General features: G+C 36.6%; 16 protein-coding genes. 7 read left to right on the top strand and 9 right to left on the bottom strand.

The features are described 5' to 3' along the window. Positions 1-49 precede the first annotated feature (49 nt). From BM141_RS00945 to BM141_RS00920, 6 genes are all read left to right on the top strand, one after another. Complete coding sequence (locus BM141_RS00945) at positions 50-1513, top strand: tetratricopeptide repeat protein (protein ID WP_091538438.1); 1464 nt, start codon at positions 50-52, stop codon at positions 1511-1513. Positions 1514-2051: 538 nt separating this feature from the next. Next, complete coding sequence (hemH, locus tag BM141_RS00940; RefSeq protein ID WP_091538437.1) at positions 2052-3062, top strand: ferrochelatase; 1011 nt, start codon at positions 2052-2054, stop codon at positions 3060-3062. A gap of 48 nt (positions 3063-3110) precedes the next feature. Continuing rightward, positions 3111-3254 carry a JAB domain-containing protein gene (locus tag BM141_RS00935; protein WP_245763954.1) on the top strand — a complete coding sequence of 48 codons (144 nt, stop codon included), beginning with the start codon at positions 3111-3113 and terminating at the stop codon, positions 3252-3254. A gap of 162 nt (positions 3255-3416) precedes the next feature. Continuing rightward, positions 3417-3596 carry a hypothetical protein gene (locus tag BM141_RS00930; protein WP_091538435.1) on the top strand — a complete coding sequence of 60 codons (180 nt, stop codon included), beginning with the start codon at positions 3417-3419 and terminating at the stop codon, positions 3594-3596. A gap of 30 nt (positions 3597-3626) precedes the next feature. Next, positions 3627-3890: a hypothetical protein gene (locus BM141_RS00925; RefSeq protein WP_091538433.1), complete on the top strand. Its 264-nt coding sequence runs from the start codon at positions 3627-3629 to the stop codon at positions 3888-3890. A 369-nt stretch (positions 3891-4259) separates the two neighbouring features. Then, complete coding sequence (locus BM141_RS00920; RefSeq protein ID WP_091538432.1) at positions 4260-5336, top strand: DUF4221 family protein; 1077 nt, start codon at positions 4260-4262, stop codon at positions 5334-5336. A 38-nt stretch (positions 5337-5374) separates the two neighbouring features. Here the strand turns inward: BM141_RS00920 and BM141_RS00915 are convergent, their stop codons facing one another. The 6 genes from BM141_RS00915 to BM141_RS00890 all read right to left on the bottom strand — a co-directional run bounded on the left by BM141_RS00915 (position 5375) and on the right by BM141_RS00890 (position 11323). Continuing rightward, positions 5375-6202 (bottom strand): DUF2279 domain-containing protein, encoded by an 828-nt coding sequence (locus tag BM141_RS00915; protein ID WP_143090738.1) that lies wholly within the window; start codon positions 6200-6202, stop codon positions 5375-5377. 44 nt (positions 6203-6246) lie between these two features. After that, positions 6247-6879, bottom strand: coding sequence for an O-methyltransferase (locus BM141_RS00910; protein ID WP_091538428.1), 633 nt, complete (start codon positions 6877-6879; stop codon positions 6247-6249). 68 nt (positions 6880-6947) lie between these two features. Then, positions 6948-8384, bottom strand: coding sequence for a tetratricopeptide repeat protein (locus BM141_RS00905; RefSeq protein WP_177217221.1), 1437 nt, complete (start codon positions 8382-8384; stop codon positions 6948-6950). A gap of 245 nt (positions 8385-8629) precedes the next feature. Next, positions 8630-9121, bottom strand: coding sequence for a GAF domain-containing protein (locus BM141_RS00900; RefSeq protein WP_091538424.1), 492 nt, complete (start codon positions 9119-9121; stop codon positions 8630-8632). 331 nt (positions 9122-9452) lie between these two features. Then, positions 9453-10691 (bottom strand): hypothetical protein, encoded by a 1239-nt coding sequence (locus BM141_RS00895; protein WP_143090737.1) that lies wholly within the window; start codon positions 10689-10691, stop codon positions 9453-9455. A 152-nt stretch (positions 10692-10843) separates the two neighbouring features. Further along, on the bottom strand, positions 10844-11323 hold the full coding sequence (locus BM141_RS00890; RefSeq protein ID WP_091538560.1) for a DUF2452 domain-containing protein: 480 nt from the start codon (positions 11321-11323) through the stop codon (positions 10844-10846). 136 nt (positions 11324-11459) lie between these two features. Between BM141_RS00890 and BM141_RS00885 the strand changes: the two genes are divergently transcribed. Then, positions 11460-12146: a response regulator transcription factor gene (locus BM141_RS00885; RefSeq protein ID WP_091538420.1), complete on the top strand. Its 687-nt coding sequence runs from the start codon at positions 11460-11462 to the stop codon at positions 12144-12146. Between the two features lie 58 nt (positions 12147-12204). On the opposite strand, the gene BM141_RS00880 is transcribed toward BM141_RS00885, so the two are convergent. The 3 genes from BM141_RS00880 to BM141_RS00870 all read right to left on the bottom strand — a co-directional run bounded on the left by BM141_RS00880 (position 12205) and on the right by BM141_RS00870 (position 16446). After that, positions 12205-12633, bottom strand: coding sequence for a hypothetical protein (locus BM141_RS00880; protein WP_091538418.1), 429 nt, complete (start codon positions 12631-12633; stop codon positions 12205-12207). 556 nt (positions 12634-13189) lie between these two features. Then, the gene (locus tag BM141_RS00875) at positions 13190-15376 is read right to left on the bottom strand and encodes a glutamine synthetase III family protein (protein WP_091538557.1); all 2187 of its coding nucleotides are present in this window, start codon (positions 15374-15376) and stop codon (positions 13190-13192) included. Between the two features lie 359 nt (positions 15377-15735). Continuing rightward, positions 15736-16446: a DUF1707 SHOCT-like domain-containing protein gene (locus tag BM141_RS00870; RefSeq protein ID WP_091538416.1), complete on the bottom strand. Its 711-nt coding sequence runs from the start codon at positions 16444-16446 to the stop codon at positions 15736-15738. Positions 16447-16483 lie beyond the last annotated feature (37 nt).

Genomic DNA, 16483 nt, shown 5'->3' with positions numbered 1-16483 from the left:
ATAGCAAAGGACAGATAACTTTTAGCACAGATTTTGACCTGAATCGAGCATGAAACTTGGTATGGTTACTTATCTTGCGCTGATATGGATACTCTGGGTAGGCACTCCCTCCTATACCTATGCCCAATTTTCACCTCATCAATCTCTTGCCTACCAAGAAATTTTGAACCTTAAACTCAAAACTGCTGAGGTTATGCTTGCCAAAGAAAATAAAAAAGATGCCATAGATGCTTATTTGAAAAACTACATACTTGTTTTACAGCTACTTACTTCTCAGCATGATTCCCTATTCCAAGCCAAAAAAGAACAAGAAGAAATTACTTTGAATCAAATCAAGAAATGGAACAGAAAATCTGCTTATCATCGCTTTTTGCAAGCAGAAGTCAAAATACAATGGGCTATTGTCAAACTTATGTGGGGGGAAAACCTTGCGGCAGCGTGGTCTATCAAGCGTGCTTATCACTTATTGGAAGAGAATGAGCAACTCTATCCTGACTTTTTACCTACTAAGAAGTCTTTGGGGCTACTGCGTGTAGTTTTGGGAAGCGTTCCTGAAAAATACCAATGGTTTTTACAACTTTTTGGTTTAGAGGGAAATATTAAGCAAGGTTTGGCAGATATGCAATCCTTAGCTGAAGCTAATACGATTTTTTCCTTAGAAACCCAACTATTGCTCATGTTAGTACAAACCTACGTACTCAATGAGCCAGCACAAGCTATACAGGTAGGTATAGCAGTGAGCAATACAAGTAAAAATAGTTTACTTACTCGTTTCGTCCATGCCTTAGTAAGTATGAAAGCAGGTAAACTACAAGGAGGCGATAAATTACTTATGCTACCAGCCAGCGATTCTGGCTTCATTTATTCCCCATTTTTTGATTATTTGAATGGTGAAATTTGCTTGTTATCAGGGAGTTATGAGCAAGCAAACCATTTTTATAAACTTTTTCTTGCTCACTATCAGGGCAAAAACTATGTAAAAAATGCGTATTACAGATTGTTTTTATCAGATTGGCTCAGTGATAAACCTCAAGCAAGCAGATACTTAGATTCTTGCCTAAGCAAAGGGCAGACCCAAATAGAGTTAGACAAAAATGCAGAAAATTTTGCTAAGCAGAGAAATCTGCCACACAAGGCTTTGATGAAAGCCCGCTTACTCACTGATGGCGGTTTTTATGAAAAGGCTTGGCAAGCAGTACAGCAAATTTCTGAAAAAGAACTTAGCAATCAAAAAGATAAAATAGAATTGCTTTACAGAAAAGCAAGAATTTTAGATAAACAAGGCAAATACGAAGATGCTTGCCATTTTTACCAAAAAACTATAGCTCTATCGGGAAATTTACCGTATTATTTTGCTCCTAATGCTGCCTTGCAACTTGCTTATCTTTATCGCGATGTTTTTAAGGATAAGAACTTGGCAGTGAGTTACTTCAAAAAAGTACTGACCTATCCTCAGCACGAATACAAAAATAGCCTTGACCATAAAGCAAAAACAGCCTTGAAGAGATTGTGAAAACAAAAATCTTTTAAGTGGTAAAAGTTATTCTTTTGTTCTGTCTTACTTTTTTGCACCTTTGCAGGCGATTTTTTCATAACCTTATTTACTTTTTTGTGTTATCTGGTAAGGTAAGAAACTTGATATCTCTTATTTAAGTGTTATCTATCAATAATATACCTTGTCAATAAGCAAAACATACAAATTTACTTGGCTTATTTGCTATAAAAAGACACCACCCCTCTGGGGTTCTTATGGATAATGGGCTTATTTACTACAAAAATATGATGGGGTAATTGAGCTACCAAACACCGAAGGTGTGCTATATTTGTAGCAACAAAAGTGATTGTTCTGAGGAACTCCGAAGGAGTGAAATCTTACTTGTAGAAAGTTTATCTTTTTAATCTTAGGACTTTGTCTTTCACGTGATAACACGTGAAAGAGCGCAGAAAGCTATTTTTCATGTGTTATCACATGAAAAACGTAAGCCCTAAATCTATAACAACATAAATCTTGTTGGTAATTATCTCTTAATGAATAGTATTACTTAAAATTCATGAAACTCAAAACAGGCATTTTATTAGTAAATCTTGGCACCCCTGATAGCCCTTCCGTTCCTGACGTAAGAAAATATTTGCGTCAGTTTCTCATGGACGGTAGAGTCATAGACATTAATCCTATTGGACGTTTTTTCTTGGTCAATGGCATCATTGCTCCCTTTCGCGCTCCCAAATCTGCTAAAACATACCGAGAATTGTGGACTGACAGAGGTTCGCCTTTGCTGTTTTATGGAGAGGAGTTGGCTGACTTATTGCAGAAAGCTTTAGGAGAGGATTATGTGGTTTCCTTGGGTATGCGTTATCAAAATCCAAGCATTGCTTCTGCCTTAGAAAAACTCAACCATCAGGCTATCAAAAAAATCATTGTACTACCTCTTTTCCCTCAGTATGCCTCAGCTACTACGGGTTCGGTGCATCAGGAAGTCATGCGAGTAGTGAGCAAGTGGCAACTCATGCCTCAATTAGTCATGATTGACAGCTACCCCGCTCACCCTGAAATGATTGCGACCTTTGCAGAGTTGGGTAGAAAATACATGAAGGAACATACTTTTGACCATTTTATTTTTACCTATCATGGCTTGCCTCAGCGACAGCTCAAAAAAGCAGATGCACGTTGCCTAACCAATGGCTGTTGTGATATTTATTCAGAAGAAAATCGCCTCTGCTATCGCGCTCAGTGTGTAGAAACCTCTCGCCAGCTGGCAAAGGCTTTGGGCTTAGAAGAAAAAGATTATTCCATTTCTTTCCAATCTCGCTTAGGCAGCGACCCTTGGATACAGCCCTATACTGATGCCACGATTGAGCGGTTGGTCAGAGAAGGCAAAAAAAATATCTTAGTTTTTACTCCTTCTTTTGTGGCGGATTGCTTAGAAACTACCATAGAAGTAGGGGAGGAGTACAAAGAACTTTTTGAGGAAAAAGGAGGCAAGCATTGGCAAATGGTAGAAAGCCTGAATACTCACCCTAGATGGGTCAATACCTTGAAAGACATCGTATTGAACGCTTGATTTTGTTTGCTCTATATTTATCTTTTACATCTGGCAGGTTTGTGAAATCTGTCAGATGTAAAAGACCTCCAACTTACTCAAAAACTCAAAGAAGCAGGAAAGTTTCTGGAAATACCTGTCTTAGACCATATTATTTTTACCGACCATAGTTTTTTTTTAGCTTTATTGATGAGGGTATATTTTGATTTGTAACAATTTGCTATTTTTGTTTAAAATATATCATCTATATTTAAGCTATTTATAATCAATAAGTTATAAATATTGGTAAAAGAGCTAATGTAATAAAATATTCTATGTTGATTATTTGCTTATGCTTATTATCATTATTATTGTTATATTAAACTTTTAATGAGTATGAAAATTAAACTTGATTTTTTTACTAAGTATATTTGGGTGTTACTGATAGTGCAATCTTGTTATCAAAAACAAGAATATGTAAGAAAAGTAGTTTCTAACCCTTATATGAATTATGCAGTGTTAGATGGTTATGAGAAAATTCAAAATTTCTCTATGGTAAATGATGAATCAGCGTAAGGTAATTTTAAGAAAGAAAAAGAAGTTTCTTTGAAAGCAGTGGAGATTTCCTTAGATGCAAACAGTAGCTACATGATGCGTTTGGTGAATGAAAACTTAAATTATAAAGGTATTTTAGTAGAACTCTATGATGAAAAAGGTATAAAGTTAGCAACTAACTTTGTAAATGATAAATACTATAATGGCTGGTCGTATAAGACAAAAGATGGCGGCAGATACATAGTTAAATTTATTACTGACGAAAAAGCTAAACCATTCCAAGCAACATTAAGTAAGCGAAAAAATCAGAATTAGCAGGATAAATTATGAAGAATATAATTTGCAAAGTGCTGCTAATAAGCTTTTTGAGTATTTTCCCATCAGAAATAGAAGGTCGTCAATCCAACCATGCGTGTTTTTACAGTAGTGTAATTTGTATGTGTACCCTCATTGGTGGAGATGATGTTCCTTGCTTCGGTCCTTATGGAATTTGTAGCTGCAACGGTCTCTGTGGTTGTGATGCCAATTGCCTACCCGACCCTAATTGTAATTAGTCAAAATATTTTACGTAAAAGGTTATTGATTTATCTTTAGTGACCTTTTACTTTTATATGCTTATAAGTAATTGTAAAGCAACCCGTTCTCATTTATGAGAATATATATATTTAATTGGTCTTACTACTGATGATAAGCATAACTATTTTCTTGTATATTTTCCTTAGTTTTCTCTGTATCTGTGCCGAACAACAGAAACCAACAGTTTCTCTAAAATTTCTGCATCAGATAAATATTCCTATAAATAGTACCAACATCTCCTTCCCCTTATTAGCTTATATAGGCAAGCAAGAATTTATTTCATACATTTCTTACCATTCTCATTCCTTAGAGTTTGTAGAACTACCGTCTTTGAAAAAACAAAGTATCAGTTTCCAATCAAAGCAAAACTTCCCTTACAGCCATTTCCCAGTAAGCAAAGACTCAATCATTCTATGTTATCAGATAGAAGGAGAGTGGGGGAAGTTCCCTTCTTTGATGGATAAAACTGGGAATATTATCAAAGAATACAGTCAAATCAAACAAGTAGCCGAAGATGGTAAAATACTTTTCTATCCTCACTTAATGCCGACTTACATATCAGCGGAGTATCTATATGCTACGATTAATTTATTTGACTATCCAAGGAATCGGGATTATTTCTCTGTACCACACAAGTTTATTAGTAAAACTAACTTGATAAATGGAGAAACTACGTTTGCTCCTATTCAATACCCCCAATCCTATCAAGGGCATTTGTGGAGAGAAAATTTAGAATGGTGTTTAGGGAAAAATGGGGAGATAGTTTATTCTTTTCCCGCCTCTTCGTTCTTAGTAATCCAAGATACTTTGATAAGTACAAAATTGTATAAAGCCAATTCAATCCGCATAGATACCATCAAACCTCTCGCTTCTTGGGAAGATTTAGAGGTAAAAATTAGCTATATGAGAAATACACCTTTTTACAAAGAGGTTATTTATGATAAATACAGAAACCTCTATTACAGAATCGCTAAGTACGCCAACGCCGATAAGGATAAAGCTAAGTATTCGCTCATCGTTCTCAATGACGCTTTCACCAAATTGGGAGAGGTAGATTTTCCCTTTGACATGGTAAATGATAAGCGAAGCGTTCCGCTCATAAGCAAGGAAGGTATCTATTTTAGATATTTAGATGTTCCTAACAATCAACTAAGTTTTAAAGTGTATCAAGTGCTTGTAGATTAAAAAGGGATTGCCAATATCACAGCTATAAGAATATTACCTTAAAAGTATATCCAATGCCATACAAAGCCATCTCTGTCGTTCCACTCCAGCGTAGGCAGAGGTAATTTAATAGCATTGAGTAAAAAAATGAAAGAATTAATAAGGGTGTATTTAGATGAAAATGCAGGCAAATGCAGGTCAAAAGAAATGAAGTACCGTCTAAGAGGAAACAATCCTATTGCTTCATTTTGATACGCTCTCCCAAAAATCATTTCCTCAGCACTGTATCCAATAGCAAGATGAATATAGCTCACCCATTTTGGTAAGTGCTTTTTGCCAAAGAAAGAGAAAAAGGGTAAGGAGTACCAATAGGTCTGCCCGTTGTAATCTTTGAAGATTTGCAATAGCTTATTATCTCCTAATACATTCGGTCTTTCTGTGGCAAATTTTGTAAAGTGAAAAGAAAACTTAGGCAGTACAAAAAACTTGCTGAGGTAGATTTTTTGTACACTAAACAATATCGCACCTAAGGCATTGGCTATGAGGTCATAAATACTTGCACCGTAGGTAGGTGCGAAGCCGTCTAAGATTTCTATGGAAGAGATTAGCAAAAAACTAATGAGGCTACTAAAAAGAACTAAATCATGCTGAGGCAGAGGCAGTGGCTGAGTTTTCTTTTTGAGCAGATAACCTACTATGGTGCAGAGAAGGCTACTCAAATGGAAAGCAGAAAACAAATGCCCCAATTTATCCATTTGTTTCCATTCCTGCCAATCATCAAACCAATGAAATTGACTAAAATTTTCGTATTGATACCAGAGTAGGTTGGATAGCCAAAGTATGACAGAGTAAAGTAATAAAAAGAAAACAAAGAGTTTACGAAACACTTAATTGTTATTTATTTGAGTAGAAATATACCTAAATCACGGGACTATAATTTTTGTATAATCATTAATCCGTCCCTAAGAGGCAAAAGCGTATTACTCACCCTATTATCTTTCTGTATTTTCTCATTAAAATCATGGATTGCTTTTGTGTCTTTGTCTTGCTTTTCGCCAAGCACTTTTCCATACCAGAGCACATTGTCAGCGATGATAAAACCACCTTTGCGTACTTTTTCAAAAACAAGGTCGTAATAGTGAGCATAATTTATTTTGTCTGCATCTATGAAAACCAAGTCAAATATCTCGTCAAGCGTAGGAATGAGTTGCATGGCATCGCCTATCAGCAGTTTGATTTTACTTTCCAAACCAGTTTCTTTGATATACTTTTGCACCATTTCTTCTAATTCTTCATTAATATCAAGGGTGTAAAGCAGACCTCCCTCTGCCAGTCCTTGTGCCAAACAAAGAGCAGAATAGCCTGTAAAAGTCCCTATTTCTAAGATTCTTTGAGGCTGTAGCATTTTTGAAAAGACAGCTAACATATTGCCTTGTAGATGTCCAGACAACATCCTTGCATGCAGTATCTTTGCATGAGTTTCGCGGTTTAACCTTTGAAGTATCTCATGCTCAGGAGTGGAATACTTCTCTGCATATTTTTCTATTTCCGGATTGATAATCATAGTACTTCAATGAAAAATGACAGCCCCCTGTAAAGACTGTCATTTGATAATGCTATATTTTAAATGTCTTATTCCTCCATCATAGCCCCACCGCCCATCTCTTGCAATTCTTCCTCGGCAAGGATTTTGTCAAAGCCGGGTACTCCTTCCATTTCTAAGCGAGCGGCGTGCATATACCTATTACTTTTCAAGGCAATTTTGAAGTTTTCCATAGCAAAAAAGTTCTGTGAAGCGGGGTCGCCTTGTGGAGATTTGGCGGCTTCTTTCATAATAATACCTAAGGCAAAAGCAAAACGTGCTTTCAAGTCAGCATTAAGGTCTTCTGACTCAGTAACATTTTGTAAATCAGCCGCAGCCTCATTGAACTTACCCGTCCTATACTGTGCGATTGCCTTCCACAAAGTAACTTGTAATCTTTCAGGGAAAAACTTCAAACATTCATTGGCAGAGAGGGCAGCACCTTCAAAATCAAATGTTTCAAATTGTAATTTGCACAAGCGGCAATACACGTCTGCTCTCTTCTTTTCATCTTTATTTATTTTTACAGAGTCTTCTAAAAGTTTAATCCCCTGTTGCTTTCCCTTTACGGACGCCTTCATTCCTGTAATTCTAATCGCTAACTCTTGAGGCTCTTTGTATTTAGAATCCATTGCCAATGCTCTATTGATAGCTTCCTGGGCTTTATCATAGTTAAAAATATCAAAATAGGCAAGCGCAATCTCATATTGGTATCTTGGCAACAAGACAGATACTCTCTTTTTGAACTTGCCAAAATCTGCCTTTTTCAAGAAAATCAGGGAGCTATCAAATTTTGCTTGTTTGTTATAAGCATAACCTATTTCATAGTTAAATCTATCTAAATCTCTTGGTGGTTTCAAAGTAGCCATTTGCCCAGCTTCATTACGACCTTTGTACTTGGCGAAATTAGCAAGCATAAATTTTGACTTTTCTATGGCTGCCTCATACTGACCTAATTTGTTTAAATTTCTGATTTCCATGTACATAATATCGCCATTGGTAGGGTCTAACTTCTTAGCTTGTTCCAAAAGGGCAGGGATAGAATCAAATTTCTGGTTAGCATTCATAATAGCAATGACTCTGTTAATGCTTTCTAACTTGGTTTTGGGGTCTGTATCATACTCAGCTGCTTTTTTATAATAATACGCTGCCTGCATGTAATCTTTTTTGGCTTTTTCATAAATAACAGCTAAGGTTTTATAGGCTTCTGCATAGTCAGTCTTGAGGCTTGCCGCTTTTTCAAAAGATTTGATAGCATTGTCTATATCTCCCATTGCCCTGTAGCATAAACCCATATCATAGTAATACCTTGAAGCGGTAGGTTCTAATTTGATAGCGTCTTGATAGAGTTGGAGAGCAATGTCATATTTTTTTGCTTTACGCGCTCTATCAGCTTGCACATATTTATCTACGCCATCTTGGGCAAAAGCACTCCCTATACCTATGAGTATAAAAAAGATAGAAAGGTAAATTTTTGTGGATTTCATAAAAAAAGATTTATTGAGATATAACATAGAGTCAAGAATGTAAAAAGGCAATATTTGCACCAAATTAAGTTTAGCAAAAAGCATACTTAAAATGAGTAAATACTATAAGAAAAACTACTAACTTATTAATAACAAGAAACTTACAAATAAAAAATTAACAATTTTTAGGCAAAAATATTACTTTTGTTTAAGTATTCACTCAGCAATATTGCTCAAATATCGTATAAAATTTATACAAATATTTCTTAAAACTGTATTATTTTTTCCTCTATTATGCTTGCAATTTTTTCCAGATAGGTTTTATCTATTGCATCATAATCATTGAGTTGAGTACTATCTACGTCCAAAACCATAATCACTTGATTATCTTTGACAATAGGGACAACTATCTCAGAGCGAGATAAGGAGCTACAGGCAATATGTCCGGGGAAAGCCTCTACGTCAGGAACTATAATAGTTTCCTTTTGTTGGTAACAAGCACCGCATACTCCCTTGTCAAAATCTATGCGTGTGCAGGCGACAGTCCCTTGGAAAGGTCCTAAGACAAGTTGCTGGCCTTTCACCAAGTAGAAGCCTACCCAGAAAAAATCCATGCCATATTTGAGTGCCGCACAGACATTAGCAAGGTTGGCAATGAGGTCGGTTTCTCCTTCTATGAGTGCCTGAATTTGAGGTAATAAATCCTCATATTTTTCTTTTTTAGTCAAAGAGTGGTCAATATAAATTGATTCTGCCATGAATGATAAAGGATTGAAAAATTGATATGGCAAATATAATAAAAAAAGTTTCTAAGCCTTAATAAGACTTAGAAACTTCAACTGTACATCAGACAGCAAAATCTAATATACTTTGGAGCGTATAGACCCTTCTGGTATATCGCCTTCCCGAATTTAACCCTGTTAGGATTAACCCCTTTTTATTTAGGTAATCCCCTTTTTACTTCGCTACAAAGTAAATAAATATTAAATTAAAAATCAATATTTATTTAAAATATTTTGATAAGTTTTATAAAATATTTATGTCTGATATATAGCCCGTTCTAATCTGCTTGATTGCTCTTGTTTGCACTTACCCTTGCTTTTTAATAAAGGTGATTTCTTCCTGTTCGTCTTCGTTAGAAGCGTCTAATTCAGCTTGGTCTTTGGCATTGCTTTCTACCATTTCTAAAACGACATCTTCTAACAGGAAACGCTCTGCAATAGAGAGGGCTTGGAGGTCTATTTCCTTGTGTTCCCAAGAAAAGGGATTAGCCGTGTAGAAAAGTTCTCCTGCGGAGTTTTGGTATTCAGGAATCTGGAGCGAAGATTCCATCTTGATATGCAAGGGCTTATATTGATTAATCAGATTTCCTTGTGAACGCTTAATTTCTTTGATAGGGATTATGACTTCTTCTTGGGAAGAGAAAAGAGTTTTCCTATAAATCATTTTTTCAGAGTCTATAAAAATCACCTGTCGACTCAAATAGTAATAAAGGAGCGAATAAATAGCAAAGCACAACAATGCTATCCCAATCATTACAGGAATATAGCCTAATAGACTTGTGCGAGCAAAAAATTTGATAGAGGCGTAAATGAAAGTGATACAAACAAATATGCTTAGCAAAATGGCAATGATGGAACTCCATTTTAGTACATTCCATTCCAACCAAATAGCTTGGTCATTGGCAAATATGCTGATATTATGCACTCTGCGGTTAGAGATTCGCATAGGGCTGTACTGTTTTTCTGGAATGGTAACTTTGAGTTTTACCTCTGGTGATATATCTAAAAAAACATTCTTGATGGACGCAAACTGCCCTAAGAAAGGCTCTTTTTGAGCGTCATCTATACTTGTAACATAAATAGGCAAGGGAAGAAAAGTAATGAGCGTTTCTATATTGGATTTGAGTTCATTATAACTTTTTCCATGATAAATCTCTAAGGAAGATGCCTTGTGTCTGAGTATGTTTACTTGTATGAGGGTTTCTCCTTCTAAGTTAGGGTTGCTTACTCTATTTATCCAAATAGCTTTGAAGTTATCGTAGGGAATGACTACTTGTGATTTGCGTTGGGCGATGATAAGCATTTGTTTTTCTTTGTCTAAGAACATTTTAAAATGCTCGTTCATACTTGCTAAGAGTACAGTAATAATCAAGGTTACAGAGATAGAAAGTAAAATGATAAGAAACTGCAAAGACCCTACTGTATTGAAAAACAACAAAGTCGCTTCTAATACGCTTAAAGAAAAGCCCACAATAAACCAAACGTGAGGCATATAGCTTCCAAAGTGTATGGTCAGTACGTTAGTTGTCGAAGTATGTATTCTCATAGGTATAACTTCATGTAGAAATCAAAAATAAAGGGCATCGTATTTCAATGCTAAGAACGTCATTATTTAGGAAAATGATGTAATTTAAGGCTTTTTTTTGAAAAAAAATATACTATACACAATAAAAATACTTACCTGACTCGTTCAAAACTCTATGGCATGTCTAATATTTCCCAAGTATGGTCTGCTAACAAGCGAATAGCGGCAATACACTTATCATATTTTTTGCTCTTTCCCCACTCGTTAGGGGCTATGAGTGAAAGTACATCACTTTTACCATGTCGTTCATAAAGATAGTAGGTGCGTCCTATCAAAGGCTCAAAGCGAATCTCTGCCTGATAGATTCGCTCTGAAATGGTTTTGCGCGTGTTTATATTTTTAGCTTGCTCTGCCAAAAGTTGCATCTGCTTATAAATCTGCTCCATTTGCATATCAGTTTGCTGATACATGGCTTCCAAAGCATTTGCCTTGATTTTTCCTTGGTCTTCAGGTTTGATGACTGCCCCGCCAACTGTATGAGCATACGGAAGCATACTTGGTTCTTCTGTAACTTTTTCTCTGAGTTTTTCCAAGTCTATTTGCTCTATGTCTATTGGGCGAACTTCCTGATTTTCCTTATTTATTTCTTGCATTAGCTTATGATATTTGATAATATCAGGTAAACTACTTACTAAGCGCAATAGTTTAAAACTTATTTTGCCTATATTTCGTGAAAAATAGATATTTATTACAAATGCAAAAATAGCTTGTTTTTTTAAATAATGGCGTATGGTTTCTATTCTTTTGTTGGAAGATGATTTAGTCATGGCGGCTCAGATTAAGCAATTCTTAGAAAATCAGCACTTTCACTGCGAAGTCATGCACAATGGCGAAGTTTTTTTACGAGAAAGAGCAAAATTTCACTATGATATATTTCTTTTAGACATTAATGTACCCTCCGTCAATGGATTAGAAGTTTGCAAAAGAATTAGAGCAGAAGATAAAACAACTCCTATTTTAATGCTGACAGCTTACGGAGCGGTACAGGACAAAGTGGAGGCTTTTAATTTTGGAGCTGACGATTACTTAGTAAAACCTTTTCACTTTGATGAGTTGCTTGCCCGCATCAAATCTTTGCTTAGGCGTTCTAAAAACGACCTCGCCCAAGATGAAATTATCAAGATTGCAGATTTGGAAATCAACTTAACTCAAATGCACGTCAGTAGGGCAGGACAGACCATTAACTTAACTCTGAAAGAATATAAACTTTTAGAACTTTTGGCTTTGGCAAAAGGGCGTGTCCTTTCTAAGCAAACTATTGCCGAGCAGGTCTGGGACATCAACTTCGAAACAGGCACCAATACCATAGAAGTCTATATCAGCTTTTTGCGGAACAAGATAGATAAGGGCTTTGAGCCTAAACTTATCCATACGCGTATCGGCTATGGTTATTATCTTAAAATAGAGCAAGAATGAAATTTGGCGGAACTTTATTGTGTCATTTTCTCAAAAAGCCGTATTCCTATACTTTGGGTTATATTTTTTGGGCAAGGCTATCTAATTTATCTCTCAAATCGGCTATGAGTTTGTTGTAAGTTTCATCTTGGCTTCTGTTATTCATCTTGCCTTTTTCATTTCTGCCCTGAAAATACTCCTTAATATCATACAGCGAAGCGTTCACTTTTATATTAGGCTTGCTGTGATAGTATTTCCACAATGCTCGCCCAGCCTCAAAAACGGTTTGGGCTTCATCTGAAAAAGTGAGTGGTGCAGTGCGCACTTTGGTAGGTTCATACAAAGTGCCGTTGCCGTTAGGCTTTAACTTTCCCTGAATGAACTTGACCATAAAATTGCTATCAAACCGCTCGCGCGCATTGACTTCTGCTTCTGTGAAGGGTATCCAATGGTCTGTCCCTTCTTTGCAAGAAATTCTGTTCTGACTATGAAAAAGGGTAAAAGCCAAGCAATCATTTTGAAATTCGGTGTCTTGTTGTCAGCCGTCGTTAGGATATAAAAATTGGTCGCGGTCGTTGAGCCATGTGGCTTCTATGCAGTGCCGAATGGCAAAATAGAGGCAACCTTGAAAAATATTATGCTCACTAAAACAGTAATAATTGTTATGTCTTGTTCCTTTTTTGTACTGATATTCAAAAACTTATTATTTTGAAAATTGGGGGTTGGATTTTCTATATACCCTAATCCGTTCCCATTGCCATTTTTGTAATCAAATGTCTTTATCCATTTATACTCAATAAAAATTGGTTTTGGTTTTAAAATTCCAAGAAATTAGCCTGTCTAATTCCTGCTTATACTGGGCAATATGAGTAAAAAACTCACAGACCTTTTCCTTAAAATCTTGAAACTTCCTATAAAAACAAGTATCAATGACCTTCTTACGCTTCGGCAGGCTAAAAACAATACTGGCTTATCAACAAGAGAGGCACATACATTATTAACCCCTAAGAATTTTCAAAATCCTTAGGGGTTTAGATAGGCTTCTTTGACTATAAGGGCTTAGATTACTTTACAAAAAGTAACTCTCTGTATTTCACTAAAGGCCATTCGTCATTATCTACAATGAGTTCTAACTTATCAGTGTGGTAGCGAATTACCTCAAAGAAAGGTTTTACTTTTTCGCAGTAAGCCACTGATTTTTCATGTCCTTCCAATTCATTGGCGGCTTTGCGGGCTTCTACCATATCATCTACATTTTTCTTGATAGTCAAGATATGGTGCGAAATAGTCTTGATGACATCTATGAAGTACTTAGCTTCTTCTTCTAAGCCAATGTCTTGTAAACCTTCCGCATTGTTAATCAGTTTATTCTGATAAGCTACCGCCGCAGGAATAATTTGATTCATGGCAAAGTTACCCAAAGCACGAGATTCTATCTGAGTTTTGAGCGTATATTGGTCGTGCATGATTTCTACTCTTGCATGGAGTTCTCTTTCGCTTACTATGCCGTTATCTACCAGCACTTTTTTGGCACTTTTGCTTAAATAAGCCTGCAAGGCATGAGGGGTAGTCTTGATATTGGAAAGTTTGCGTTTTTCAGCTTCTTTTACCCATTCTTCGCTGTAACCGTTGCCCTCGAAGCGGATTTTCTTAGAAGACTTGATATAATCCCTAAGTACCTCTACGATTGCCAATTCTTTCTTCACGTCTTTGGCAATTTTAGCATCTACTTCTTTCTTGAATTGTACTAATTGGTCAGCAACAATGGTATTCAATACTGTCATTGGGATAGCACAGTTTGCCGAAGAGCCTACGGCTCTGAACTCGAACTTATTTCCTGTAAAAGCAAAAGGAGAAGTACGGTTACGGTCAGTATTATCTAACAAAATGGGGGGAATCTTGTCAATACCTAACTTCATATACATATTGTCGCCTTTGTCTATCTTGATATTGCCGTTGTGTTCTAACTCGTCTAACACTTCTGTCATTTGCTTGCCAATGAACACAGACATAATGGCAGGAGGTGCTTCATTTGCACCTAAGCGGAAGTCGTTACCTGCTGAGGCAATGCTTGCCCGCAAAAGGTCTGCATTTTCATAAACAGCTTTGATAGTATTGACAAAGAACACTAAGAATTGGAGGTTTTCTTTTGCTTTGCTACTTGGAGCGAAAAGATTTACCCCTGTATTGGTTGCTAATGCCCAGTTATTATGTTTCCCGCTACCATTGATGCCTGCAAAGGGTTTTTCGTGCAATAAGGCTTTTAAACCATGACGCTCAGCGACCTTGTCCATGATGTCCATGATAAGTTGGTTGTGGTCATTGGCTAAATTTACCTCCTCGAAAGTAGGGGCGCACTCGAATTGACTTGGGGCAACTTCATTGTGGCGCGTTCTCAATGGGATACCTAACTTTAAAGCCTCAATCTCGAAATCTGCCATGAAATCCCTTACTCTTACAGGAATAGAGCCAAAATAGTGGTCTTCGAGCTGTTGCCCTTTGGCGGGAGAGTGTCCGAAAAGGGTACGTCCTGCAAGTACTAAGTCAGGTCTTGCATTGTACAAGGCTCTATCCACCAAAAAATATTCTTGTTCTATACCAAGCGTAGCGATTACCTTAGTTACATCTTTGTCAAAATATTCTTTAATGACTGCGGTTGCTGCTCTATCAATAAAGGATAGGGCTTTGAGCAAGGGTGCTTTGTTGTCGAGGGCTTCGCCAGTGTAGGAAACAAAAACAGTAGGGATACAAAGTGTTTTTGTTGCGCCTAAGTCTATGATAAAAGCAGGAGAGGTAGGGTCCCAAGCAGTATAACCTCTTGCTTCAAAAGTATTTCTGATGCCACCACTTGGGAAGGAAGAGGCATCGGGTTCTTGACGAACTAAGGCACTACCTTTGAATTTTTCAATGACTTTACCTGACCCTGCTACATCAAAAAAAGCATCGTGTTTTTCTGCGGTTACGCCAGAAAGGGGCTGGAACCAGTGTGTAAAGTGTGTTGCTCCTTTTTCAATCGCCCAAACCTTCATCGCAGAAGCTACTGCATCGGCTACGTTGTCATCAATAGAGTCTCCTTTTTCTATTGCGTCTTTGAGTTTTTTGAAGGTATCCGCCGAAAGGTTCGCTTTCATAGCCTCCTCGCCAAATACATTCATACCATAATAGTCTGATACTTTTTTTGAGGGAGGTGTAACAGTAACGGGTGTTCGTTTTTGTGCTTGCTCTAAGGCAATAAATCGTAGTTTAGCCATATTTTTGAGGTTTTTGTATGTTTGATTAAAAATTTTAGTCAAATTTGAGAAAAAGTTGTATTATTTTCAAATTTTTATCAAAAAAATAATGATTTTTTCAAAAAAATCTAATTTTTACGACCAAAATGGCATTTTTTTGAAGTAATTATTCTTTTTAGATAAGGAGAAACTGAATGTATAGAGGATGGGATTCTCCAGAAAAGAACACAAATTATACTAGATGATACAGATAAACGACAAACCTAAGTTGTAAAAAACTGTCTAACCCGTAAAATCTGTGTTTCAAATTAGTGAATAGGTAGTTTTTGAGAGCCATCAATTAAGATAATAAGGGCAGCGTTAAACTGATTGCAAATACATTAGTAAGCAATCTCCACATTGCCAAGCCAATAGCTACCGCGAATAGTCAAAGTGAATGAAGTGAGTGGTTTTTCTTCCTGATTGTTACCTGTAAGCATACTCAGCCAGTTTTTTCGCTTATCTTTGACAGTAAAATTTCCTGCAAACATTTGGGCTTCTCGCTGGATAGAACCGCCTTTGGGAATAAATATTTTGATGTCCCCTAACATTCCTCCTACCCAAATATCTATGTGCTTACCTTCTAAATTTTCATTTCTTAGGTCTATGATGGTACTACCAAGCAAATTCTCTACATTGATTTTTAGGTGATTACCCTGTAAGACGCTTTTTCGGAGGTCTATTTTTTGATTTCCCAGAATAGTAATGAAATGTTGGGTAGAGGCATCTAACAATGCGATTTGACGCTTATCATCTCCCAATATAACCCTGTAGCTATTGATGCTTTGCAAAGAGGAACTCGGCAAGGAAGAGCTGGAAGACGTTACTTCCTGCGAAGGAGCAGGAGCTAACTCTTTGGGAAATAGCTTATGCTTGACTTCCAAAGGGAAATCAAATACTATCACTTCTAAATCCTCGATAGATTTGGCGGCAAGAGCCTCATTCAAGCGGCTTTCATACTCTGCATCATCAAGATTTTGATTAGCAAAGGCTGTTTGCAATTCTTGGATAACTTCCTCTCTTTTCTTAGGTAGCCCGTAAGTAGTTTTCATATCAAATTAATTTATTCAGATTGTATGCTATCAGCAT

The sequence above is a fragment of the Thermoflexibacter ruber genome, from assembly GCF_900113045.1.
GTDB lineage: Bacteria > Bacteroidota > Bacteroidia > Cytophagales > Thermoflexibacteraceae > Thermoflexibacter > Thermoflexibacter ruber.
This window is presented reverse-complemented; position numbering and strand designations above follow the sequence as displayed.

Excerpts from the sequence above, each read along its gene's own strand:
- BM141_RS00945 (WP_091538438.1), top strand. The coding sequence starts at position 50 with ATGAAACTTGGTATGGTTACTTATCTTGCGCTGATATGGATACTCTGG.
- hemH (WP_091538437.1), top strand. The coding sequence starts at position 2,052 with ATGAAACTCAAAACAGGCATTTTATTAGTAAATCTTGGCACCCCTGAT.
- BM141_RS00930 (WP_091538435.1), top strand. The coding sequence starts at position 3,417 with ATGAAAATTAAACTTGATTTTTTTACTAAGTATATTTGGGTGTTACTG.
- BM141_RS00920 (WP_091538432.1), top strand. The coding sequence starts at position 4,260 with ATGATAAGCATAACTATTTTCTTGTATATTTTCCTTAGTTTTCTCTGT.
- BM141_RS00910 (WP_091538428.1), bottom strand. The coding sequence starts at position 6,879 with ATGATTATCAATCCGGAAATAGAAAAATATGCAGAGAAGTATTCCACT.
- BM141_RS00905 (WP_177217221.1), bottom strand. The coding sequence starts at position 8,384 with ATGAAATCCACAAAAATTTACCTTTCTATCTTTTTTATACTCATAGGT.
- BM141_RS00900 (WP_091538424.1), bottom strand. The coding sequence starts at position 9,121 with ATGGCAGAATCAATTTATATTGACCACTCTTTGACTAAAAAAGAAAAA.
- BM141_RS00895 (WP_143090737.1), bottom strand. The coding sequence starts at position 10,691 with ATGAGAATACATACTTCGACAACTAACGTACTGACCATACACTTTGGA.
- BM141_RS00890 (WP_091538560.1), bottom strand. The coding sequence starts at position 11,323 with ATGCAAGAAATAAATAAGGAAAATCAGGAAGTTCGCCCAATAGACATA.
- BM141_RS00885 (WP_091538420.1), top strand. The coding sequence starts at position 11,460 with ATGGTTTCTATTCTTTTGTTGGAAGATGATTTAGTCATGGCGGCTCAG.
- BM141_RS00875 (WP_091538557.1), bottom strand. The coding sequence starts at position 15,376 with ATGGCTAAACTACGATTTATTGCCTTAGAGCAAGCACAAAAACGAACA.
- BM141_RS00870 (WP_091538416.1), bottom strand. The coding sequence starts at position 16,446 with ATGAAAACTACTTACGGGCTACCTAAGAAAAGAGAGGAAGTTATCCAA.